Consider the following 23,166-nt stretch of genomic DNA (forward strand, 5'->3'; position numbering starts at 1 on the left):
GTGGCGGCGATCCGCCAGCAGGCGCGCCGACGGCGCGCATGATTTTCGTCCTGGGGCCGCGATCGCCGTCCGCGTCGTCATCGCACCGTCGGCAGGTCGGGCGCCGCCACGTCGTAGGTCTGCCCCGGCTGGGTGAGCAGCGGCAGCACCACCCGGGCCTTGCGATCCGAGCGGTCCACCGTGCCCCACACCACGACCCGGCCGTCGTGCAGGGTGAGCGAGACCTCGGATGCCGACGGAGCGTTCACCTCCCCCACCTGCACACGCAGCTCGGGCGGCAGCGCCGCGAGCACCTCGATCGCCGCGGCCGTCGCCGGGTCGCCGGGACCGGGGGCGGGGGTGACCAGGCGTGGGGTCAGCATGGGCGGCGGCTCGACCGCGAAGTCCACCCCGTCGGCGTCGAGCGAGTGCGTGCCGTCGGGCGCGTCGACGAACACCACTGCCTCCCGCTCGGTCACCGTGACCCGCACGGTGGAGGGGTAGACGCGCTGGACCCGTACGGACGCGGCCCGCGGCAGCGCCGCGACCCGTTGCGCCGCCGCCGCCGTGTCGACCTGCAGCAGCGGTGTGCCCTCCGCGAGTTCGAGACGGGCCAGCACGTCCTCCTGCGGGATCGCCGTCGCCCCCACGACCTCGACGGTCCGCACGGACAGCAGCGGCGACAGCCACGCGATGCCGATCAGGCCGAGTACCGCCGCCACCACCGCCGCACCGATCAGCACCGTCCGCACCCGCACGGACCGGCCCGACGGCCGTCGCGCGGGCCGCGCCGCCCCGCGAGGGCGGATGCGGGTGGTGGCGGCGGGCGTCACGGACCGACCGGTCCCGGTCCGGCGGCAGCTCCCGGCCGCAGCCGGCCGGGCTTGCTGCGCAGGGCATCGAGAATCTGGCGCCCGAGCATGGTCACGTCCCCGGCACCCATGGTGATCACGACGTCGCCGGGACGGCTCAGTCGCGCGACCTGGCGCGGCACGAGGGACAGATCCGGCTGGTAGTGCACGGGCCTGGACACCGACTGCGCGACGAGGGCACCGCTCACGCCCGGTCGCGGCTTCTCGCGCGCCCCGTAGACGTCCAGGACCACGACCTCGTCGGCGAGGTCGAGGGCCGCGCCGAACTCGGTCGCGAAGGTCTCGGTGCGCGAGTACAGGTGTGGTTGGAAGACGACGATCACGCGCGGCCGCTCGGTGCCCGTCTCGGTGTAGCGGACCGGCTCGCCGGCGACCAGCTCCGCGGCCGCGGCGAGAACCGCGCGGACCTCGGTGGGATGGTGGGCGTAGTCGTCGAACACCCGCACGCCGTGTTCGCGGCCGCTGTACTGGAATCGCCGATGCACCCCGCCGAAACCGGCCAGACCCTCGACCGCCTCCTCGACCGGGGCGCCCGCCTCGAGGGAGGCAAGCAGTGCGGCGAGCGCGTTGAGCGCCATGTGCCGGCCGGGAACGGACAGCCGCACCGTGCGCGGTGCCGCCTCGTCGGCCAGGTGGAACTCGGCCACTCCCCCGACGTCCTTGGCCTCCCAGTTGAGCAGACGCACCCCCACCCGCACCCCGTCGACCTCGGCGCCGTCACCGGTCGCCGCCGCCGTGCCGTATCCGGTGACGCGCAGGTCGTCCGGGCGACGGGCCGTCGCGCGTCGCGCCAGGGCGGCCGAGCCGGGGTCATCGAGGCAGGTCACGAGCAGCCCACCGGGGGCGATACGGTCGACGAAGTCGTCGAACACCTGCACGTACGCCTCTTCGGTGCCGAAGAAGTCGAGGTGGTCGGCCTCGATGTTGGTCACGATCACCACGTCGGGGTCGTACTGGAGGAGCGAACCGTCGCTCTCGTCGGCCTCGGCGACGAACACGTCCCCGCTGCCGTGGTGCGCGTTGGTGCCCGACTCGTTGAGTTCGCCGCCCACGGCGAAGGACGGGTCGAAGCCGCAGTGCTGCAGAGTCACCACCAGCATCGAGGTCGTCGACGTCTTGCCGTGCGTGCCGGCGACCAGGAAGGTGCGGTGCCCGCGCATCAGTGCGGCCAGCACCGCCGGGCGCAACAGGACGGGAACACCGCGTTCGCGGGCGGCGACCAGCTCGGGATTGTCCTGGGGGATCGCGGCGTGCGTCGTCACCACGGCGGTGGGGCCGCCCTCGAGCAGGTCCAGCGCGCTTGCGTCGTGTCCGATGCGCACCGAGGCGCCGCGCGCACGCAATGCCAGCACGCCGCGGCTCTCCTTCGCGTCCGATCCGGAGACCTTCCCGCCGCGAGCGAGCAGGATCCGGGCGATGCCGGACATCCCGGCCCCGCCGATACCTACCATGTGCACCCGCTCGAGCTCCGGGGGCAGCTGCTCGCTCATCGATCACTCCTGTTCGCTTCCACGCCTGCGACGTCCAGCACGATCCGCGCCACCTCGGCGGCGGCGCTGCGGTGGCCCGCTCCTGCCGCCCGCCGTCCCATCACGGCCAGGCGGGTGGCGTCACGCAACAGCGGGATCACCGTGTCGGCCACGAACGCCGGGGTCAGTTCCTCGTCCGCCACGATCATCCCACCTCCGGCCGCCACCACCGGCCGGGCGTTGAGTTCCTGCTCTCCGTTGCCGTGCGGCAACGGCACGTACACCGCCGGCAACCCCACCGCGGACACCTCGGCGACGGTCATCGCACCGGAGCGGCAGATCACCGCATCGGCAGCGGAGTACGCCAGGTCCATCCGTGTCAGGTAGGGCACCGCGACGTAGGGACAACGGTCGTGCTCGGGACGTGCCGGCACGTCGACGGTGTTCTTGGGGCCGTGGGCGTGCAGCACGGCGATGCCCGCGGCGGCGAGCTGCCCGGCGGCACCCGAGACGGCCTCGTTGAGCGAGCGGGCGCCCTGCGAACCGCCGAACACCAGGAGCACCGGCCCGTCCGGGGGCAGCCCGAAGTGGGCCCGGGCCCGGGCGCGCAGCGCGGCGCGGTCCAGCCCCGTGATGGACGACCGGACGGGGATGCCGACGATCTCGGCCTCGCCGCGGCGCACGATGCCCGACCCCGGGACCGCGGCCAGGACGCGGGCCGCGCGCACAGCCCCGATCTTGTTGGCGATACCGGCGCGGGCGTTGGCTTCGTGGACGACGACGGGGATGCGGCGCCGACGGCGCAGCGGCCCGGCACCGGCGGCCAGGTACGCGGGCAGCGCCACGTAGCCGCCGAATCCGACGACGACGTCGGCGTGCACGTGGTCGAGCACCTCGCGGGTCCGGCGAACCGAGGCGAGGACCCGCGCCGGCAGCCGGGCCAGGTCGGCGGTGAGCTTGCGGGGCAGCGGCACCGGGGGGACCAGTTCGAGGGGATAGCCGCGCTGCGGCACGAGGGTGGTCTCCAGTCCCCGTTCGGTGCCCAGCGCGGTGATCGTCGCGGTCGGCACCAACTCGCGGATCGCGTCGGCGACCGCGAGGGCCGGCTCGATGTGCCCGGCGGTGCCGCCCCCGGCCACCACCACGGACAGGGCAGACTGCTCGCCGCTCACCTACGGTTTCCTCGCTCTCCGGTTCGTCCGTCTCTGCTGTCGGTCGTGCGCGCCGGGCGTCTCGCCCGGCGAGGGGCCTGGTCCCGCGGCGTCGCGGACTGTGTCGTGCGCCCGCGCGCGCGTTCGTGAGATGCGCGTTCCGGTGGGGCCGGCCGCTTGCGGACCGCCGTGCCGCTGCCCCGCTCGGCGCCGGCCCGGCGCGGCTCGGCCCGGGCGGGATCGGCACGCCGGTCGAGTCGCACGGCCTCGCCGCGCGCCGGGGTGTACTGCTCCGGTTTCGGCAGCCGCAGCAGCCGTCCGAAGCGGCCGTCCTGCCCGGCGTGCAGGGCGGCGACGGCCTCCGGTTCGTGCCGGGCCGCGTTGGCGATCAGACCGAACATCAGCAGCGTCGTCGCAGTGGAGGTGCCGCCGGCCGAGACCAGCGGAAGCTGCAGTCCGGTCACGGGCAGCAGTCCGACGACGTAGCCGATGTTGATGAACGCCTGTCCGATGATCCAGGTGGTGGCGGTGGCGGTGAGCAACCGCAGGAACGGATCGACCGAGCGCAGCGAGATCCGCAGGCCGGCGTACGCGAACAGACCGAACAGGCCGATCACGGCCAGGCCGCCGAGGAAACCGAGCTCTTCACCGATGATGGCGAAGATGAAGTCGTTGTGGGCGTTGGGCAGGTAGCTCCACTTGGCGCGGCTCTGTCCGAGCCCGCGGCCCCAGAATCCGCCGTCGGCCAGGGAGAACTTCGCCTGGCGTGCCTGGTAGCCGATGCCCTGGGGGTCCGCGCCGGGGTTGAAGAAGGCCCGTACACGTGCGGACCGGTACCCGGCGGTCAGGGCGAGGAGCACCGCGAGCCCGGCGGCGGTACCGACGATCGTCAGGAACACCCGCAGCCGCAGACCCGCGAACCAGAGCAGCGCCAGGACGATGATCGCGAGCGAGACGGTGGTGCCCAGGTCCGGCTGGAGGATGATCAGCAGGGTGACCACGAGGGTGGCCGGGACCAACGGAATCATCATCTCGCGGGTGCTGGAGCGCTCCGCGCGGCGCGACGCGAGCAGGTGCGCACCCCACACGGCGATGGCGATCTTGGCCAGCTCGGAGGGCTGCAGCGACACGCCGGCGACGACGAACCACCCGCGGGTGCCCTGCGACTCCGTGCCGATGCCGGGGATGAGCACCAGGACCAGCAGCACGACGGTGACCGCGAACGCCGGGAACGAGAACCGGCGCAGCACCCGCACCGGAACGATCAGGGCGAGGTAGAAGATGACCAGGCCGAGAGCCGCGAAGATCGCCTGCGAGGTGAACAGGCCGTAGGCCGAACCGTTCGTGGCGACGGCCTCGACACTCGACGACGACAGGACCATCACCAGGCCCAGCACGGTGAGCAGCACCGCGATCGTGACGACCAGGTGGAACGAGGCCAGGGGCCGGGCCAGCCACAGCCCGACCCGGTTCCGCGCCGCCCCGTCGGCGGGCTGCGGCGCGTTCACCGCCGCGTCCCGCCCCCGCGCAGTTGCTCGACCGCGGCGGCGAACGCGCGACCACGCTGCGCGTAGTCGGCGAACATGTCCAGCGACGCCGCGGCCGGCGCCAGCAGCACGGTGTCCCCCGCCGTCGCCAGCGACGCCGCCTCGCGCACCGCGGTCCGCATGGCCTCGGGCCCGTCCACACCCGCGAGCGCCACCCGGCGTGCCGTAGTCGGGACCGTCCCCGGTTCGCTCGTGCTCATCGGTCCATCGTCGCGCGTGTCGAGGACGACCACGGGGACGTCGGGGGCGTGTCGCGCGAGCGCGTCGGCGATGCGGTCGGCGTCCCGGCCGAGCAGCACCACCCCGGCGAGACGGGGGGCGACCTCCGCCACCAGGTCGTCGACGTGGGCGCCCTTGAGCAGGCCGCCGGCGACCCATACCACCCGGTCGTGGGCGAGCAGCGACGTGCGCGCCGCGTGCGGATTGGTGGCCTTCGAATCGTCGATGTACGCGACGCCGTCGACGGTGCCGACGGGGGCGGCGCGGTGCGGTCCGACGCGGTGCCGGCGCAGACCGTCGTGCACGGCGGAGGCGGGGACGTCGATCGCCCGGGCCAGTGCCGCGGCGGCGAGCGCGTCGGACAGGCCGGCGGGCCCGGCCGGGGTCACGTCGGCGACCGCAGCGAGCACTGCGGAGTCGGCGAACGCGCGGTCGACCAGAACGTCGCCACTGATGCCGAGCTCACCGGCCTGCGGGTAGCCGAGGGTGAAGCCGACCGTGACGACGGCCCGCGACCGGTCGCGCAGGCTCCCGGCGATCGGATCGTCGAGGCCGAGCACGCCGACGGTGCCGGCCAGCGCTCGCGCCTTGGCGTCGATGTAGCCCGCCATCCCGCCGTGCCAGTCCAGGTGGTCCTCGGCGATGTTGAGGATCACGCCGGCCTCGGGCCGCACCGACGGCGCCCAGTGCAGCTGGAACGACGACAGTTCGACGGCGAGGACGTCGGCGCGGGGTTCTGTGCGGCGCAGCGCGTCGAGCACGGGCAGGCCGATGTTGCCGCACGCCACGGACGCGAGCCCCGAAGCCTCGAGAATCGACTGCAGCATCATCGTCGTCGTGGTCTTGCCGTTGGTGCCGGTGACGACGAGCCAGCGCCGCGGCGGGCCGTAGATCTCGGCCTGGTCGATGCGCCAGGACAGTTCGATGTCCCCCCAGATCGGCACGGCCGCCCCCGCGGCGTGCGAGAGCAGCGGTGCGTCCGGCGCGAAGCCGGGGCTGGTCACGACCAGGGCGTATGCATGCAGCGACGAGGCGTCCGCGACGAGGTCGTCGAGATCGACGGTGTCGGCACCGAGTTCGCGGCAGCGCGCGAGGGCCTGCGGGTCGCGGTCGGCCACGGTCACCGCCGCGCCGAGGTCCGCGAGGGGCCCGAGGGTGGCGCGGCCGGACATCCCGCCCCCGGCGACGAGCACGCGGGCGCCGCGGAGCCGGTCGAGGTCTTGGCGGCGCAGTTCGTCAGTCACGGTGTCAGTCCCCGATCGCCGCTAGGTATTCGCTGTAGAACAGGGCCATGCCGATGGCCGAGGCGATGGCCGCGAGCAACCAGAACCGGATGATCACCGTCGTCTCGGCCCAGCCGCCGAGTTCGAAGTGGTGATGGAACGGCGCCATCCGGAACACGCGACGCCGGCTGGACCGGAACACCGCAACCTGAATGACCACGGACGCCGCCTCGGCGACGAACAGGGCACCGATGACGACCATCAGCAGCTCGGTGCGCGTCGTGACGGACAGACCCGCGAGCATGCCGCCGAGGGCGAGCGAGCCGGTGTCCCCCATGAAGATCTTCGCGGGGGCGGCGTTCCACCACAGGAAACCGATGCACGCGGCGGCGCCGGCGGCGCACAGCAACGCCAGGTCGAGCGGGTCCCGTACGTCGTAGCAGCCCTTGCCGGGGTCGGCGACGCACGAGTTGCGGTACTGCCAGAACGTGATGATCACGTAGGCGCCGAGTACCAGGCTCATCGATCCCGCGGCGAGGCCGTCGAGGCCGTCGGTGAGGTTGACGGCATTGGACCACGCGCTCACGAGCAGGTACACGAAGAGGATGAACACCACCGCACCCATCGAGACCGTGGCGATGTCGCGCACGTAGGACAGGTGGGTGCTGCCGGGGGTGAGCCCGTCGCCGTTGCGGAACTGCAGGGCGAGGATGCCGAAGGCGACGGCGGCGACGAGCTGGCCGACCAGTTTGGCGGTCTTGTTCAGGCCCAGGTTGCGCTGCTTGCGGATCTTGATGAAGTCGTCGAGGAAGCCGACGCCGCCGAGCGCGGTGGTCAGACCCAGCACGAGCAGGCCCGAGGCCGACGGTCCCTCCGCGCCCTCGTAGGCCAGGCCGATGGCGTGCGCGCCGAAGTAGCCGGCCCACAGGCCGGCGAGGATCGCCACGCCGCCCATCGTCGGGGTGCCGCGCTTTGACTGATGGCTCTGCGGTCCCTCGACGCGGATCTCCTGGCCGAATCCCTGCCGCGAGAACGCCTTGATCAGCACCGGCGTCAGCAGGATCGACACCGCCAGTGCGATTCCCGCGGCGAAGAGGATCTGTCTCACCGTGCGGCCTCCGTTTCCGTTCCTGCCGTGCCCACCGATCCTGCGAGGATCGCCTCCGCCACCGTCCACAGCCGGACGGACTGCGAGGCCTTGACCAGCACCAGGTCGCCGGGCTGCAGTTCGCGCTCGAGGAGCGCGATCGCCGCGTCGGCGTCGGGGACGTGGGTCGCCTCGTCGCCCCAGGATCCTTCCATCACCGCACCCTGGTAGAGACCGCGGACCGGACGCGTCGCGCCGACCGCGACGATGCGGGTGACGTCCAGGCGCACCGCGAGCCGGCCGATCGCGTCGTGCTCGACGACCGACTCGTCCCCGAGTTCACCCATCTCCCCCAGCACCGCCCAGGTCCGGCGCGGGCTCTCGCCCGCGCGCGCCATCGTCACCAGCGCCTTGAGCGCCGCGCGCATCGAATCGGGGTTCGCGTTGTAGGCGTCGTCGACGACGGTGACGCCGTCGGCGCGGGTGCGCACGTCCATGCGGTGCGCCGACACCGCGCCGGCGCCGCCGAGCGCGGTCCCGACCTGCTCGAGGGTGGCGCCGCACTCGAGGGCGACGGCCGCGGCCGCGAGGGCGTTGCCGATGTGGTGCTCGCCGTGCACCGCGAGGGTGACCGCGGCGCGGCGCTCGGTGTCGCCGTCGCGCACGACCAGGGTGAACGTGGGCCGGGCGTGCTCGTCGAGGTGGACGTCGGTCGCCCGGACGTGCGCGGCCGGGTCGCTGCCGACGAACACGACGCGGGCACGGGTGCGGGGCGCCATCGCGGCGACCAGCGGATCGTCGGCGTTGAGGATCGCCACGCCGCCCTCCGCGGCGGGCGGCAGGGCTTCGACGAGCTCGCCCTTCGTCCGCGCGATGACCTCCCGGGAACCGAATTCCCCCAGGTGGGCGGTGCCGACGTTGAGTACCGCCCCGATCCGTGGCGGGGCGACGGTGGCGAGGGCCGCGATGTGCCCGGGTCCGCGCGCCGACATCTCCAGGACCAGGAACCGGGTGTCGGGGGTCGCGCGCAGCGCCGTCCACGGATGTCCGAGTTCGTTGTTGAAGGAGCCGGGCGGTGCGACGACGGGACCGAGCGGCGCGAGCACCGCCGCGAGCAGGTCCTTCGTGGAGGTCTTGCCGGCGGAGCCGGTGACGCCGACGACGGTCAGTCCGGCCGCGGTGAGTTCGTCGACCGCGGCGCGGGCGAGGGCACCCAGCGCGGCGAGCACCGCGGCGCCGGAACCGTCGGCGTCGTGCTCGAAAGCCAGCGAGTTGGTCTCGACCGGCGGCACCGGCGGCACCACGACGGCGGGCACACCCACCGGCCGGGCGGCGAGCACCGCGGCGGCACCGGCGGCGATCGCCTCGGCGGCGTGATCGTGCCCGTCGGAACGGGCTCCCGGCAGGGCGAGGAACAGCCCGTGCGGGGTGACCTTGCGGGAGTCGAACTCGACGGTGCCCGTCACCTCGACGGCCGGGTCGTCGACGTCGTGCAGTGTCCCGCCGACCACCTCCGCGATGCGGGCGAGTGTCATCGGGATCATCGGGTGCCTCCGTACTGCTCGCTACCTGCGCCGGTGAACCGGTCGATGGCCGCGGCGAGCACCTCGCGGTCGTCGAAGGGGTGCTTGACCCCGTGGATCTCCTGACCGGTCTCGTGGCCCTTGCCGGCCACGAGGACGATGTCGCCCGGACGTGCCCAGCGCACGGCCGCTTCGATGGCAGCCGCCCGGTCGCCGATCTCGCGGACCTGTCCCCGCTGGTGGTCGGGGACGGCGCGGGCACCGGCGAGCACCGCGGCCCGGATGACCTCCGGGTCCTCGGTGCGGGGGTTGTCGTCGGTGACGACGAGCAGGTCCGCTCCCCGGGCTCCGACCTCACCCATCAGGGGCCGCTTGCCGTGGTCCCGGTCGCCGCCGGCGCCGACGACGACGGCGAGGCGGCCACCGCCCGCCCGCCCGCGCAGCGTCGCGACGACGGCCTCGAGCGCAGCAGGCTTGTGCGCGTAGTCGACGACGGCGAGGAATCCCTGACCGCGGTCGACCCGCTCGACGCGCCCGGGCACGTCGACGTCGGCGATGCCCGCGGCCGCGGCGTCGACGTCGACCCCGGCGGCCGCGCACACCGCGACGGCGAGGGCGGCGTTGGCGACGTTGAAGTGGCCGGGCAGGCGCACCGCGACGCGCCGCTCGGCGGCGTCGGGGCCGGTGAGGGTGAACGTCTGGGAGCCGGACGGATCGGTGCGCACCGCCGTCGCGGTCCAGTCGGCCGCGCCGGTGGTGGCGACGGTGCGCACGGCGTCGGGCTCGGCGGGGTGGGCGGCCCGGGCGATCTCCGCCATCCGCACGCCCCACTCGTCGTCGACGCACACGACGGCGCGGTGCGCCCGTACGGGCGAGTCCGCCGCGAACAACCGGGCCTTCGCGCCGAAGTAGTCGTCGAGGTCACGATGGAAGTCGAGGTGGTCCTGGGACAGGTTCGTGAAGGCACCGACCGCGAAGCGGACCCCGGCGACCCGGCCGAGGGACAGGGCGTGGCTCGAGACCTCCATCACCACGGTGTCGATGCCCTGCTCGCGCATGGCCGCGAACAGGGCGTGCAGTTGCGGAGCCTCGGGGGTGGTGAGCGCGCTGGGTACGCGCCGGCCGGCGAGCCGGGTCTCGATGGTGCCCACCAGGCCGGTCACCCGCCCGGCCGCGGCGAGTCCCGCCTCGACCAGATAGGAGCTGGTGGTCTTGCCGGAGGTGCCGGTGATCCCGACGACCTGGATGTGCTGCGACGGTTCGCCGTAGACGGCGGCGGAGACGATGCCGAGGACCGACCGCGGATCCGGATGGATCAGCACCGGCACGGGACGGGTGACGACGGCGGCGAGGCGTTCGCAGCCGGCGGCGTCGGTGAGGACGGCGACGGCGCCGCGCTCCAGCGCCTCCGCCGCGTACTCGGCGCCGTGCGCGCGGGCGCCCGGCAGGGCGGCGAACAGGTCACCGGGCCGCACCCCCTGGGCGCGGAGGTCGACCCCGGTCACGGACACGTCGGCGACGGGAGTCGTGGCGGCCGCGACGCCCGGTTCGACGGTGCCGACGGTCGCGTCCACGGCGGCAGCAAGGTCGCGGAGTGGCGTCACCGGTGGATGCTCGGGTCTCAGGCCGCCTCCCGGCGGGGACGGGTCCGGACTCGACGGCACAGGCACCAGGCTCCTCTCGCTCCGCGGCAGTGTCTCTGCCGTTCTTCGTACTCCCGCGGCCGCCATGTGCCCGGGCTCGACCGCGGTGTCACGGTACCGACGTGTCAGGTTACCGACGGGTGGCGGCGGCGCCGACAGGTGCTCGGCGATCGACCGCACCCGCGCGGCTCAGTCCACCTGCAGGATCAGTTTGCTGCCCGGGTCGGCCGACAGCGGCACGCCCTCGCGCTGCAGCAACCACGAGGCGATCGTGTGGAACAGCGGTGCGGCGGACTGGCCGCCACTGCCGTCGGCGCTGCGGGTGGGCGCATCGAGCATGATGCCGATCACGTAGCGGGGACGGTCGGCGGGCGCGATCCCGGCGAAGGTGATCCAGTAGTTCGAGTTCGAGTAGCACTTGCAGGCCGGGTCGACCTGCTGGGCGGTGCCGGTCTTGCCCGAGACCTGGTAGCCCTCGATCGCGGCCGGGGTACCGGTGCCGCGCTGATTGCCGGTGTCGTCCTGCACCACGGCCCGGAACATGTCGCGCACCGTGGCAGCGGTCTGCGGGCTGACCACCCGCACCGGCTCCGGCCGGGGTGTTTCGGTGCGGGTGCCGTCCGGGGCCACGACGGCGCGGACGACGCGCGGCGGGATCCGCTCGCCGTCGTTGGCGACGGCCTGGTAGATCCCGGCCATCTGCAGCAGCGTCATGGACAGACCCTGCCCGATCGGCAGGTTGGCGAACGTGCCACCGGACCACTGCTCGCGACTGGGCACGCTGCCGGCGGACTCGCCGGGCAGGCCCACGTCGGTGCGCTGCCCGAGGCCGAACAGGTCGAGCATCTGCGCGAACCGGTCCTCACCGACCCGTTCGGCGAGCATCAGAGTCCCGACGTTGGAGGATTTTCCGAACACACCGGTCGTGGTGTAGGGCACGACGCCGTGGTCCCATGCGTCCTTGACGGTGACGCCGGCCATCCGGATCGTGCCGGGCACCTGCAGCACCTCGTCCGGGGTGGTGAGCCCGTCCTCGATCGCGGCGGCGGCGGTGACGATCTTGTTCACCGATCCCGGTTCGAAGGGGGTGCTGACGGCGGGGTTGCCGAGTTCGGCGTCCTTCGGGTTGTTGCCGACCCCGATCGAGGGGTCGAACGTACCGTCGTTGGCCATGGCGACGACCTCGCCGGTCCGGGCGTCGAGCACGACGGCGGAGGCGTTCTTCGCCCCGGACAGGTCCTTGGCCCGCTGAACCTGCTGCTGCACGTAGTACTGGATGTCGGAATCGATGGTCAGCTCCACCGCGGAGCCGTCGACGGCGGGCTGCTGATCGCGCCAGCTGCCGGGGATCACCGCGCCGTCGGAGCCCCGATCGTACGTCGACGAACCATCGGTGCCGGCGAGCACGGAGTCCATGGCGTCCTCGAGGCCGAGGAGGCCGTGCCCGTCCCAGCCGGTCGCACCGACGAGATTGGCGGCGAGCGCACCGCCGGGATACAGCCGGATGTCCTGACGCTCGAGACCCACCCGGTCGTATTCGTCGACGATCGCGGTGGCAACCGCCGGATCGACGCCTCGCGCCAGATAGACGAACGTCTCGTCGCTGCGCAGCTTGTCGAGGATCTCGTCCTCGGGAGCGGCCGCGCCCAGCGCCTCGTGGATCGCGGCGGCGACGCCTTCCAGATACGCGTCGGTCTCGGGCTGGGTCGGGTCCTCGGCCCGCGCCTCGTCGAGTTCCCGCCGCACCCGCACGGGCTGGAACGTCAGCGCCTTCGCCTCCATCGTGTAGGCCAGCGGATTGCCGTTCCGGTCGGCGATGGTGCCGCGGGTGGCGGGCTCGACGAGCCGCGTCGTGCGCTGGCTGGCCGATTCGGCGGTCAACTGCGGAGCCTGGACGACCTGCACCCACAGCAGTTGTGCGGCCGCGACCCCGAGCGCCAGGAACATCACCGCGCGGCCGTACCGGTAGCGGAACCGGAACCCGGTGGTGTCGGCCCCGCCGGAGACCCGGCGGGAGCGGGCCCGCCGGACGGGCATCGGCCGGCGGGAGGGGGCGGGGCGGCCGCGGACCGGCCGGGAAGACGGTGGGGTCCCTCGCCTCACCGGCGCCCGTCCTCGGCTTGCGTCGCAGGGGTCACGGGCACCAATTGTTCCGGCTGACCGGGTGCGGCCCCGGCATTGCCGGGCGACGGCGTGGCGGACTCGGGTGCCGGGGCAGACTCGGCGGACGGCGGAGTGAGCGGGGATGTCGTCGCGGTGGGAGCCTCACCGCCGGCAGCACCGGAGGGCGCGGCGGACCGATCGGCGCCGGCCGACGGGGTCACCGGTCGCGGGTTCTCGCTGCCCGCGCTGCCCGCGAGGGGTGGAAGCTGCGCCCGGTTCCGGTCATCGGGGGACGGCGGGTTCAGCGGCGCGGCCGGAGCCCCCTCGGCGGGTGCGGGCGTTCCCACCACCCGTACCCCGCCGTCGTCCCCGACGACGAGCCGGGCGACCTCACCGGTGGGGATCATTCCGAGCTTCGCGGCCTGCATCGCCAGCACCGGCGCCGAGTTGCCGGCCTGGACGTCGCGCTGCAGGACGGCGCGCTCCTGGACGAGGCGCTGGTTGTAGTCGCGCGCGGCGCTGAGCTGGTAGGAGTCCTCCGCGGCGCGCGTGGTCAACAGGAGGGTCACGGCCATGCCGATCCCGAGGAGAGCGATGATGGTGGCCACGAACGGAATTCGCGCCGCCACACGACCGCTGCGGCGGGCCCGGGCGGGGGTCGTCGACTCCGCGGCCAGATGCGCCGTACGCCGACTGCGCCGCTGATAGGCGCGCTGGGCGGCCGTCGAACGCGCCGGACGGCGGGCAGGTGCTGCCACCTGTACGGTCATCGGTACCTCCTGGCGATTCGTTCCGCGGCACGCAGGCGCACCGGCGCCGAACGCGGGTTTGCCTCGATCTCCTGCTCCGTCGCCCGTTCCGCGCCGCGGGTAAGCACCCGCAGCTCGGGCTCGGTACCCGGAAGTTCCACCGGGAGGCCCTCGGGGCTCTTCGACTTCGTCAGCGGCGTGAGGATCTGCTTGACCACACGATCCTCGAGGGACTGGTACGACATGAACACCACCCGTCCCCCGACGGCGAGCGCATCCAGGGCGTCCGGGATCGCGGCCCGCAGCGAGTCGAGTTCGCCGTTGACCTCGACGCGCAGCGCCTGGAACGTGCGCTTGGCGGGATGCCCGCCGGTTCGGCGGGACGCGGCCGGGATGGTCCGGTAGAGCAACTCCACCAGCTCCCCGCTCGTGCGCAGCGGCGCCTTCGCCCGCTGGCGCACGATCTCCGAGGCGATCTTCCCGGCGAACCGCTCCTCCCCGTAGGTGCTGAGGATGCGGGCGAGGTCGCCGTGGCTGTAGGTGTTGAGGACGTCGGCCGCGGTCATCCCCGTGGTGGGGTCCATGCGCATGTCCAGCGGGGCGTCGCGGGAGTAGGCGAAGCCCCGCTCGGTCTCGTCGAGCTGCATCGAGGACACGCCGAGGTCGAACAGGATCGCATGGACGGATCCGACCCGATCCAGTCCGCAGGAGGCGAGGGCGTCGGCGATGCCGTCGTAACGGGTGTGCACGAACTTCGTGCGGTCGGCGTACGGTGCGAGCCGCCGGCGGGCGACGGCGAGGGCGTCGGGGTCGCGATCGAGTCCGATCAGGTGCGCCCCCGGGTAGGTGCGCAGGAAGTGCTCGGAGTGTCCGCCGAGACCGAGGGTGGCGTCCACGTAGATCGCGCCCGCACCGGCGGCTTCGAGGGCGGGGCCGAGCAACTCGTCGGCGCGGTCGAGCAGAACGGGGACATGACCGAAGCTCTCCGGACTCGCGGCCTCCGGAATCGCCGCCGCGTCCTGCCCCTCCGCCATTCTTCCTCCGGTTGTCCTGCTCGGTTCGTGGGCGATCGGATCGTGGCTTCGGTGGGGGTCGCGGCTGGGTCCGGAGACGACCGCGGCGAATGCATCGAGGTCTCTGTCCGAACTGGAAACCTGGCGTTGGGGAAGTACGTCAGGGTTCCGTTTCACGAACCTGGCACTGGGGAAGTGTGTCAGGGTCGCTGTCGGGCAGAGGCCTCGCGGCACTCGCCGCGGTGGCACTACGGTCGTTGCTGCGGTTCCGGTCACAGAATGTCGTGCAGGGCCTCGTCTCTCGCTTCGGAAAATTCTTCCTCGTGCTCGGCGAGGTACTGCTCCCACGCCGCCGCGTCCCAGATCTCCAGATGTTTGACGGCACCGATCACGACGCAGTCCTTCGTGAGTCCCGCGTACTTGCGGTGGGCCGCGGACAGGGTGATCCGGCCCTGCGCATCGGGACGTTGCTCGTCGGTTCCCGCCGCCAGGCTCCGAAGGAACGCGCGGGCCTGCGGATTACTCCGCGAAGCCGCGGCGGCACGCTCGGCCAGGGCGGCGAACTCGTCGCGCGGGAAGACGGAAAGGCTGTGGTCCTGACCCTTCGTGATCATCAGCCCTCCCGCCAGTTCGTCTCGGTACTTCGCGGGCAGCGTGAGCCGCCCCTTGTCGTCCAGCTTGGGCGTGTGGGTACCGAGGAACACTCGACACCCCCCGCCACGCCCCGGCCGGACCCTGTCCTTCGCTCGACGGAGGAACCCCTCCGCCGCGACCCACACTACCCCACTTTCCCCCACGTTCAACCGCTTACGCGCCCACGCGCGGCGCCGTTTTCCGACCGTCCGCAGTTCACGGCGGGTGGGGCGGAGTGGGTGACGACGACGAGGCCGGTGCCGCCGCGCCGCGGGAGACTCGGGCCCGCCGCGAGACGACGGACTCGGGCCCGGGAGAACACCCTGGTCGCCTCGGCCTCGACGGCCGCTCACCGGAGCCGGGTGCCGCAGTGGGGCGCGGTGGGGCACGGCGGCGAGGGGGCGGTGGGGAGAGGTGGGGGACGACGGTCGGGTGCGGTGGGGGCGGCGGGCCGCCCGCCGCCGCGCCGGGAGAAGCCGAACGGCGCGCCCCGGTTACCGGGACGCGCCGTTCATGGGAACTCGCGTGAAGTACTGCGCGCTACTCCTGCTCGAAACGCCGACGGAAGCGGTCCTCCATCCTCTTGCTGAACCCTCCGCCGGACTTGCGGCCGCCGCGGGATCTACCTTCCGCGGGACCGCGACCTGATCCGCGGGGACCGTCGCCGACGCCTGGACCGCGCTTGCCTCCGAGGAGGAGCAGGACCCCCGCGCCGAACATGACGATGAATCCGACGAGACTGATGATCGGGAACCCGCCCGGCTTCACCGGGAGGGCGACGCCCGCGATCAGCAACGCCAAACCCAGTGCGAACAACGCGCCGGCCTGGAGCCGACGCCGACTGGACGCCATCCCCATCCGGCTTCCCCGGACGGTAGAGGCGAACTTGGGATCCTCAGCATAGAGCGCGCTCTCGATCTGTTCGAGCATGCGCTGCTCGTGCTCGGAGAGTGGCACGGTACCTCCCCCGGCACTAAACGGTGGCCGCCGGATCTGCGGTCCAGATCGACGGGGGGCCGACTTTGACGGCCGCCTGGCTCAATAATACGAGTACATCCCGGCGGGGACCACCAACTGCGGATTCGAGTTCGATCACGGTTCCGAAGGACCTGCATACGAGAGGCCGACGGACCCGGCCCGGGCCGTCGAACGACCCGGGCTGCGTCGCGCATCGATCATGCGCTGCGGCGGCCGGCTCCGGAGCCGGGTTCTGCGCCCCCCGAGCGGTCGTCGGCGCCGGTCAGGTAGTCCTCGACCTCGTGGAGGAAACGGCCCACCTCGTCGTAGAAGCGGCTCGCCTCGTCGGCAGGTACGGAGCGGGTGACCCCCGCCTCGATCGCCGCGCGCGTGTCGGAACGATCGGCGAAGAAGTCGGCCCAGACCGCGAATCCCGGCTCCGCGCGCGCCATGAGCACCCACGCGTTGCGAGTGCGGGGCCGACGCGCCGGCCGGTGGACCGCCCGCAGTTCGGCCCCCGCGAGTACGGCCCCGGCCCCGCGCAGCGCGGCGAGATACGCCAGATGGAACCGCTCGGACGGCTCCGGGGTGCCGGCGGCGGCCGACAGCAACTCGTCCGCGCGGTCGAGCAGGGTTGCCGCGCGCGAGGACACCGGGCGGGCGGCGCAGTCCGGACGGCCGACGGCCCGCGGACCGGTAGCACCCGACGGGGTGGCAGCCGACGGTGTGGCAGCCGACGGTGTGGCAGCGGACTGTGTGGTTCGTGCCGCGGTCATCATTCCGAACACCTCCCTGCACCCCGCCGGGCACCGGCCGGGTCACGGCCCCGACGATCCGGTGATGTTCGCTTCCCTCGAACATCACCGGATCCCCGGTATCGAACATCCGTTCGACGTATTCAATATAGCTGCACCTACCGACACGCAGTCAAGGGAAGGCGGTCCAGTCCCCGTCATGAGTACGGATGCGACCCCGCGGGGCGCGGCACCGATCGTCGTCGATCTCTCCGCCGCCGAGTTCCGCGCGCGACTGCCCGAGGTGCTGCCCATCTACGTGGCCGCCATGCGATACCCGCGCGGCACCGAGTACCACCGCGCGCCCATGTGGTCCGAACACTCCGCCCGCCCGGGATGGAAGGCCGTCGCGGCGGCTCTGCCGGAGGAGCCGTCGACGCTCGTCGCGATCGCCTACGGCTATTGCGGGTCACCACACCAGTGGTGGAACCAGCAGGTGCGGACCGGGATGCGCCACGCCGGCTACCCCCCGGAGACGATCGACGCCGTCCTCGGCGACTACTTCGAACTGACCGAGCTGCACGTGCGGCCGGACGCCCAGGGTCACCGTATCGGCGAGGCGCTCCTGCGCCGGCTGCTGAGCGACCGTCCCGAGCGCACGGTGCTGCTGTCGACTCCCGAGGCACCCGGCGAGGACAACAGGGCCTGGCGGTTGTACCGGCGATTCGGGTTCCGCGACGTCGTCCGCCACTTCCGGTTCACCGGGGACGCCCGTCCCTTCGCCGTCCTGGGCCGGGACCTTCCGCTCGAAGGTCCGTAGCGTGGACAGGGTGATCGACGCGGTCGTAGTGGGTTCCGGGCACAACGCCCTGGTGAGCGCGTGCTACCTCGCCCGCGCGGGCCGGTCCGTGGAGGTGCTCGAGCGGGACACCGTACTCGGCGGCGCCGTGTCGACTGTGGAACGCTTCCCGGGGCACGCGGTCGACCGCGGTTCGTCGGCGCACGTCATGATCCGGCACACCGGCATCGTCGAGGAACTCGATCTGCCCGCGCACGGCCTGCACTATGTCGACTGCGACCCGTGGGCGTTCGCTCCCGCCCCGGCGGGCAGCGACCGCCCGGGGATCGTCTTCCATCGCGATCTCGACCGCACGTGCCGATCCGTCGAGGCCGCGTGCGGTCCACGCGAGGCCGACGCCTACCGCCGCTTCGTGACGGTGTGGGGTCCGCGCAGCGCCCGCGTGATGCGCTCGTTCTCGGCGCCGCCGACCGGCCGGCACCTGCTCTCGTCCTTCTGGGGTCTCGACACCGGCAGCGGCGGTAGCGACCTCTCCCGCCAGTTCCTCGGCACCGGCGACGCCCTCCTCGACGAGTACTTCGACGACGAACCGCTCAAAGCCGCCCTCGCCTGGTTCGGCGCCCAGTCCGGGCCCCCGATGTCCGAGCCCGGCACCGCACCCATGGTCGGCGTCGCGGCGTTGATGCACACCCTGCCGCCCGGCCGGGCGATCGGCGGGAGCGGCGCGCTGACGCAGGCCCTGGCCGCCCGTCTCGGGTCCGACGGTGGCGTCGTCGCGCTCGGCGACGCCGTCACCGAGATCCGCCGCGCCGGGGACGGCTGGGCGGTCCGCACCGATTCCGGACGGGTCGTCACCGCGCGCGCCGTGATCGCCGGTTGTCACGTGCTGACCACGTTCGATCTGCTCGAACGCGGCGGATTCGACCGCGCCCGCCTCGACGCGTGGCGGCGACGGATCCGCGTCGGTCCGGGTATCGGCATGGTGGTACGCCTGGCGACCGACGCGCTGCCCCGGTATCCGAGTGGTCCCGCCGATGCCGCCGAGACCGTGCGCGGTCTGCAGCTGCTCGTCGAGGACCGGGCCCGGCTCCGCCTCGCGCACGGCGCCGCCCTGGCGGGGGAACTGCCGCCGCGACCGGCCGTGCTGGCCATGAGTTTCACGGCGCTCGATCCGTCGATCGCCCCGCCCGGCGAACACCAGGTGACCCTGTGGTCGCAGTGGCACCCGTACCGGCTCTCCGGCGGCCGGCAGTGGTCCGCGCTGGCCGAGTCGGAGACGGATCGGATCGTCGCCGAGATGGAGCGGTTCGCGCCCGGCTTCGCCGGCTCCGTCCGGCACCGGCACATCCAGACGCCGCACGAGATCGAACGCGAACTGGGCCTGCTCGGCGGCAATGTCATGCACGTGGAGATGTCGCTGGACCAGATGTTCATGTGGCGGCCGCTGCCGGAGCTGTCCGGGCACCGGGTCCCGGGCGCCGACGGGGTCTATCTGACCGGCGCGTCCACCCACCCCGGGGGCGGGGTCTCCGGCGCGAGCGGACGCGCTGCCGCGCAGCGCGCGCTCGCCGATTCCGCGGGTGGCCCGGTGCGCCGTGCGCTGGGGCGGTGGCGTCGATGAACCGGCTTCCCGTCGTTCTCGCCGGCGGTGCCATCGCCGCGCAGATCGCCTACCCGCTGACCTCCGGCCAGGCCCGCGACCTCGTCACCGTCGCCGTGGTCACCCTCCTCGCGGCCGCCGGGCTCGCGCACGCGGCGACGCGACGCGGCCCGGTCTGGACCGCCGGATTCTTCGCGATCACGGCAGGTGTCGGCTTCGCCTCCGAGGTGGTGGGCACGGCGACCGGGTACCCGTACGGCTGCTACGCATACGCCGTCGACCGGCTCGGTCCCGCGCTGTTCGACGTGCCCCTCGTGGTGCCGCTCGCCTGGACGGCGGGGATGTACCCGGTCTGGTACGTGGCCTCGCTGCTCGCCGGGCGCGGCGGGATCTCGCGGCCGGACGGGAACCGCGAGCGGGTGACCCGCATCGCGCTCACCACGGTGGGGATGGTCGGCTGGGACCTGTACCTCGATCCGCAGATGGTCTCCGACGGTCAGTGGAGCTGGTGCAACGGCGGCGGCCTGCCCGGTCTCGAGCAGATCCCGCTCACCAACTACCTCGGCTGGATCGTCGTCGCCACGCTGATGGCCGTGGGATTGGATCTGCTCGACCGGACCGGACCGGTGCAGCCGGGCACCGACACCGTCCCACTGGTGCTGTTCCTGTGGACGTGGCTCGGGTCCGCGCTCGCCCACAGCGTCTTCCTGGGCGTACCCGAGCTGAAGTACTCGGCTCTCTACGGGGCGGCGGTCATGAGTACGCTCGGCGTCCCGCTGCTGTGGTCCCTGCGGCGACGCGCCGGGGTAGGGGCTCGCGTCTGACACGTCCCCCCGCTCCTGGCACGATGTCGCTGTGCAGCCGCCCACCTCGCCCCGCTCCCGCCGCCGGTCCCTCGCGGCGGCGGCGCTCCTGCTCCTGCTCGTCCCTGTCCTCGCCGGGTGCCTGCGGGTGCAGGCGACGATGGGGGTCTCGGCCGACGACCGTGTCTCCGGGCAGATCGTGGCCGCGACGATCCCCGCCGACGAGAACGACAAGGGACCGCAACTGACGGCTCCCGACTCGCTCGCCGGCAAGGTCCGCGTGCAGGAGTACGACCAGGACGGGTACGTCGGTAGTCAGGTGTTCTTCAGTGATCTGAGCTTCGGGGACGTGCAACAGCTGGGGTCGATGTCGGACCAGACCTCGGGCACCTTCCAGCTCGCGCTGCAGCGCGCCGGCGACCTGGTGAGCGTCAACGGCAAGGTCGACCTCGAGTCGGTACCCGTCCAGGGCACCGACGTGCAGATCACGATCGCGTTCCCGGCCCGGGTCGCGACGACCAACGGCAACCGTGACTCCGATTCGATCGTCACGTGGAAGCTGCCGGCCGGGGAGGTGAGCACGTTGCGCGCCGAGGTCCGCTACGCCGATCCGAACACCAGGGGATTCGCCGGCTGGGCAGGCATCGTCGCCGGTGTCACGACGGGTGTCGCGGCGATCATCGGAGCGCTCGCCTGGATGAACCGCAACCCCGCTCCCCCGCGGCGAGCTCGCGACGACGCGACGGCGTCGTAGGCGATGCGGGCGCTGGTCGGCGTCGTCCGTGCCGGGGCCGTCGCCGCGACACTGGGAGCCGCCGTGGCTGTCGCCAATCGCCTCACCCTGCCCAGGCTCGCCCCCGGCGCTGTCGTCGACGAACCGGTGACGGTGATCGTCCCCGCCCGCAACGAAGCCCGTCGCCTGCCCCCGCTCGTCGCGGATCTGCGCGCCCAGCGCGGTCTGCGCCGGCTGCGGGTGGTGATCTTCGACGACGACTCGGTCGACGGCACGACCGAGGCGGCCCGGCTCGCGGCCGGGGACGATCCCCGCGTCACGGTGATCCGCTCGACCGCGCCACCACCCCCCGGGTGGACGGGCAAGGCCGCGGCGTGCGCACGTGCCTACGCGGCCACCGATCCGTCCGGCGTGGTCGCCTTCGTCGACGCGGACGTGCGGTTGGCCCCGGGTGCAGTGGCGGCCGCGGTGACCGTGCTGCGCGACCGCCGGGCCCACCTGCTCACCCCGTGGCCCTTCCAGCAGGCCGGGTCCGCCGCCGAACGCCTCGTACAGCCGCTGCTGTTCTGGTCCTGGTTCGCGACGCTGCCGATCGCGGTGTCCCACCGCTCGAACCGACCGTCGATGGCGGTCTCGTGTGGTCAGTTCCTGGTGTTCGACGCGTCGGCGTACGCCGCCGTGGGCGGACACGTCGCCGTCGCGGCCAGCCCCACCGAGGACCTCGACCTCGCCCGGGCTCTGCGCCGGTCCGGGCGGCGCACCATGGTGGCCGCGGCCGGCAACCTCGCGTCCTGCCGGATGTACGAGGGCGCAGCGCCGCTGCGCGCCGGATACACGCGTTGGCTGTGGTCGGCATTCGGTTCCCCCGCCGGGTCCGCGGCGGTGCTCGTCGCTGCCGCGGTGACCTACGTGCTGCCGCCCGTGGCGGTTGTTCTCGGTCCCGGACCGGCCCGGCGCTGGGGGGTCGTGGGCACCGCCGCGGCGATCGTGTCCCGGACCGTGGCCCGGGCGACCGAACGCGGCGGCCCCGACCGGTCCGACGTGGCGGCCGGCTGCACCCACCCGTTCGCGGTGTGCGCGTTCGCGGCGCTGGCGATCGACTCGCTCCGTGCGCGACGCACCGGCCGGCTCGGCTGGAAGGACAGGCCCCTGCCCTGAGTGCCCCTGCCCTGAGTGCCACTGCCCTGAGTGCCCCGCTCCGAGCGTCCGGTCAGACCGCCGTGGGCACCGCGATGCCGAGACGGGCGAGCACTTCGCGGGTGGCCCGCGCGAAGTTCAGGGTGATGAAGTGCAGGCAGGGCGCGCCCTCGGCGATGAGCCGCTCCGCCATCTCGGTGGCGACGTCGATGCCCACTTCCCGCACGGCGGCACGGTCCTCCTCCGGGCCGTTCCCGGCGGCCCGGACGAGGCGCTCTTCGAGGGTGGCCGGGAGCTTCGACCCGGACAGCTCGAGGCTGCGCCGCGCCGTGCGCAACGACGTGATCGGCATGATCTCCGGGATGATCGGTTTGGCTCCCTGCTCCGGATCGTAGGCCACGACCCGGTCCCGCAGTCGCAGGTAGTCCTCGACGTCGAAGAACATCTGGGTGATCGAGTACTCGGCGCCCGCGCGCAGCTTGTGGACGAGATACCGCGTGTCGTGCTCGAGGTCCGGGGAGCGGTGGTGCGCCTCGGGGAACGACGCCACCCCCACATGGAAGTCACCGAGGTCGCGGACCAAACGGACGAGTTCCTCCGCGTACTCGAGCCCCTGCGGATGCCGGGTCCATTCACCCAGCGGATTGCCCGGCGGGTCACCTCGCAACGCGAGGATGTTGGTGATACCGCGATCGGCGTAGGCACCGACCATGGCGCGCAGTTCGTCGATGCTGTGCCCGACGGCGGTCAGGTGCGCGACCGGCAGGAGCGTGGTTTCCTGCGCCAGCTGACCGGTGACCCGCACGGTGCGGTCCCGGGTGGAACCACCCGCTCCGTACGTCATCGACACGAAGGCCGGGCCGAGGCGTTCGAACTCGCGCACGGCGCGCCACAGGCGCGCCTCCGCGTCGGCGTCGCGCGGCGGGGAGAACTCCACCGAGAACGGGATGCGTGCGCCGCGGGGCGCACGGAGACGGTCCACCACCGACGGCGTACGGGATTCTCCACCGCCGACCGGCCCGCTGTCGGAATCGAATGTCACCCGACCAGCATAGGGGCACGTCGGAGCGGGCCGAACCGGGGCAAGCCCCCCGGCCGCCGGATAGGCTGGGCGCGGGTGGACTCGGCGCGTTTCGTCGCGCGATCGGGCCGCACCCGCCGTCGCCCGACGGGCCGCTCCACACACGACCAG

The 23,166-nt window shown here is 72.9% G+C and carries 20 protein-coding genes; 5 read left to right on the forward strand and 15 right to left on the reverse strand.

What is annotated here, in order from left to right; all coding sequences use genetic code 11:
- Window positions 1-77 precede the first annotated feature (77 nt).
- The 14 genes from ACWPQI_RS13970 to ACWPQI_RS14035 form a co-directional block, all read right to left on the reverse strand.
- The gene (locus ACWPQI_RS13970; protein ID WP_017681762.1) at window positions 78-812 is read right to left on the reverse strand and encodes a cell division protein FtsQ/DivIB; all 735 of its coding nucleotides are present in this window, start codon (window positions 810-812) and stop codon (window positions 78-80) included.
- Window positions 809-2,341, reverse strand: coding sequence for a UDP-N-acetylmuramate--L-alanine ligase (gene murC, locus ACWPQI_RS13975; RefSeq protein WP_048770986.1), 1,533 nt, complete (start codon window positions 2,339-2,341; stop codon window positions 809-811). The genes ACWPQI_RS13970 and murC overlap by 4 nt, the downstream gene beginning before the upstream one ends.
- The gene (gene murG / locus ACWPQI_RS13980) at window positions 2,338-3,492 is read right to left on the reverse strand and encodes an undecaprenyldiphospho-muramoylpentapeptide beta-N-acetylglucosaminyltransferase (RefSeq protein ID WP_102031187.1); all 1,155 of its coding nucleotides are present in this window, start codon (window positions 3,490-3,492) and stop codon (window positions 2,338-2,340) included. The genes murC and murG overlap by 4 nt, the downstream gene beginning before the upstream one ends.
- The gene (gene ftsW / locus ACWPQI_RS13985) at window positions 3,489-4,979 is read right to left on the reverse strand and encodes a putative lipid II flippase FtsW (protein ID WP_010594388.1); all 1,491 of its coding nucleotides are present in this window, start codon (window positions 4,977-4,979) and stop codon (window positions 3,489-3,491) included. The genes murG and ftsW overlap by 4 nt, the downstream gene beginning before the upstream one ends.
- The gene (gene murD, locus ACWPQI_RS13990) at window positions 4,976-6,481 is read right to left on the reverse strand and encodes a UDP-N-acetylmuramoyl-L-alanine--D-glutamate ligase (protein WP_010594387.1); all 1,506 of its coding nucleotides are present in this window, start codon (window positions 6,479-6,481) and stop codon (window positions 4,976-4,978) included. Before murD ends, ftsW begins: the two co-directional genes overlap by 4 nt.
- 4 nt (window positions 6,482-6,485) lie before the next feature.
- Entirely contained in the window at window positions 6,486-7,568 is a 1,083-nt protein-coding gene (gene mraY / locus ACWPQI_RS13995) for a phospho-N-acetylmuramoyl-pentapeptide-transferase (protein ID WP_003934158.1), read from the reverse strand.
- A complete protein-coding gene (locus ACWPQI_RS14000) occupies window positions 7,565-9,091 on the reverse strand; it encodes a UDP-N-acetylmuramoyl-tripeptide--D-alanyl-D-alanine ligase (protein WP_474738381.1) in 1,527 nt (508 codons plus the stop codon). The genes mraY and ACWPQI_RS14000 overlap by 4 nt, the downstream gene beginning before the upstream one ends.
- Window positions 9,088-10,674, reverse strand: a complete 1,587-nt coding sequence (locus tag ACWPQI_RS14005; RefSeq protein WP_228287195.1) for a UDP-N-acetylmuramoyl-L-alanyl-D-glutamate--2,6-diaminopimelate ligase — start codon at window positions 10,672-10,674, stop codon at window positions 9,088-9,090. The genes ACWPQI_RS14000 and ACWPQI_RS14005 overlap by 4 nt, the downstream gene beginning before the upstream one ends.
- Window positions 10,675-10,902: 228 nt before the next feature.
- The gene (locus ACWPQI_RS14010) at window positions 10,903-12,750 is read right to left on the reverse strand and encodes a peptidoglycan D,D-transpeptidase FtsI family protein (RefSeq protein WP_102031188.1); all 1,848 of its coding nucleotides are present in this window, start codon (window positions 12,748-12,750) and stop codon (window positions 10,903-10,905) included.
- A 62-nt stretch (window positions 12,751-12,812) separates the two neighbouring features.
- Window positions 12,813-13,445: a cell division protein FtsL gene (gene ftsL / locus ACWPQI_RS14015; RefSeq protein ID WP_048770980.1), complete on the reverse strand. Its 633-nt coding sequence runs from the start codon at window positions 13,443-13,445 to the stop codon at window positions 12,813-12,815.
- Between the two features lie 137 nt (window positions 13,446-13,582).
- Window positions 13,583-14,599 (reverse strand): 16S rRNA (cytosine(1402)-N(4))-methyltransferase RsmH, encoded by a 1,017-nt coding sequence (gene rsmH / locus ACWPQI_RS14020; RefSeq protein ID WP_102031189.1) that lies wholly within the window; start codon window positions 14,597-14,599, stop codon window positions 13,583-13,585.
- Window positions 14,600-14,850: 251 nt separating this feature from the next.
- Window positions 14,851-15,282 (reverse strand): division/cell wall cluster transcriptional repressor MraZ, encoded by a 432-nt coding sequence (gene mraZ / locus ACWPQI_RS14025; RefSeq protein WP_010594381.1) that lies wholly within the window; start codon window positions 15,280-15,282, stop codon window positions 14,851-14,853.
- A 469-nt stretch (window positions 15,283-15,751) separates the two neighbouring features.
- Complete coding sequence (locus ACWPQI_RS14030) at window positions 15,752-16,168, reverse strand: DUF3040 domain-containing protein (protein WP_010594380.1); 417 nt, start codon at window positions 16,166-16,168, stop codon at window positions 15,752-15,754.
- Window positions 16,169-16,386: 218 nt separating this feature from the next.
- Window positions 16,387-16,821, reverse strand: a complete 435-nt coding sequence (locus ACWPQI_RS14035) for an SAV_6107 family HEPN domain-containing protein (RefSeq protein WP_043805390.1) — start codon at window positions 16,819-16,821, stop codon at window positions 16,387-16,389.
- Between the two features lie 301 nt (window positions 16,822-17,122).
- On the opposite strand from ACWPQI_RS14035, the gene ACWPQI_RS14040 reads away from it, so the two are divergent.
- The 5 genes from ACWPQI_RS14040 to ACWPQI_RS14060 are packed head-to-tail and all read left to right on the forward strand — an operon-like array spanning window position 17,123 to window position 21,995.
- Window positions 17,123-17,722, forward strand: a complete 600-nt coding sequence (locus tag ACWPQI_RS14040; RefSeq protein WP_010594378.1) for a GNAT family N-acetyltransferase — start codon at window positions 17,123-17,125, stop codon at window positions 17,720-17,722.
- A gap of 10 nt (window positions 17,723-17,732) precedes the next feature.
- Window positions 17,733-19,322 carry a phytoene desaturase family protein gene (locus tag ACWPQI_RS14045; RefSeq protein WP_048771139.1) on the forward strand — a complete coding sequence of 530 codons (1,590 nt, stop codon included), beginning with the start codon at window positions 17,733-17,735 and terminating at the stop codon, window positions 19,320-19,322.
- On the forward strand, window positions 19,319-20,125 hold the full coding sequence (locus ACWPQI_RS14050; protein ID WP_010594376.1) for a carotenoid biosynthesis protein: 807 nt from the start codon (window positions 19,319-19,321) through the stop codon (window positions 20,123-20,125). Before ACWPQI_RS14045 ends, ACWPQI_RS14050 begins: the two co-directional genes overlap by 4 nt.
- A 31-nt stretch (window positions 20,126-20,156) precedes the next feature.
- On the forward strand, window positions 20,157-20,858 hold the full coding sequence (locus ACWPQI_RS14055; protein WP_010594375.1) for an LppM family (lipo)protein: 702 nt from the start codon (window positions 20,157-20,159) through the stop codon (window positions 20,856-20,858).
- Window positions 20,859-20,861: 3 nt separating this feature from the next.
- Window positions 20,862-21,995: a glycosyltransferase family 2 protein gene (locus tag ACWPQI_RS14060; protein ID WP_064066191.1), complete on the forward strand. Its 1,134-nt coding sequence runs from the start codon at window positions 20,862-20,864 to the stop codon at window positions 21,993-21,995.
- Between the two features lie 52 nt (window positions 21,996-22,047).
- Here the strand turns inward: ACWPQI_RS14060 and metF are convergent, their stop codons facing one another.
- Window positions 22,048-23,016, reverse strand: coding sequence for a methylenetetrahydrofolate reductase [NAD(P)H] (gene metF, locus ACWPQI_RS14065; RefSeq protein WP_172603580.1), 969 nt, complete (start codon window positions 23,014-23,016; stop codon window positions 22,048-22,050).
- Window positions 23,017-23,166 lie beyond the last annotated feature (150 nt).

It is taken from the genome of Rhodococcus sp. LMD, assembly GCF_056108245.1.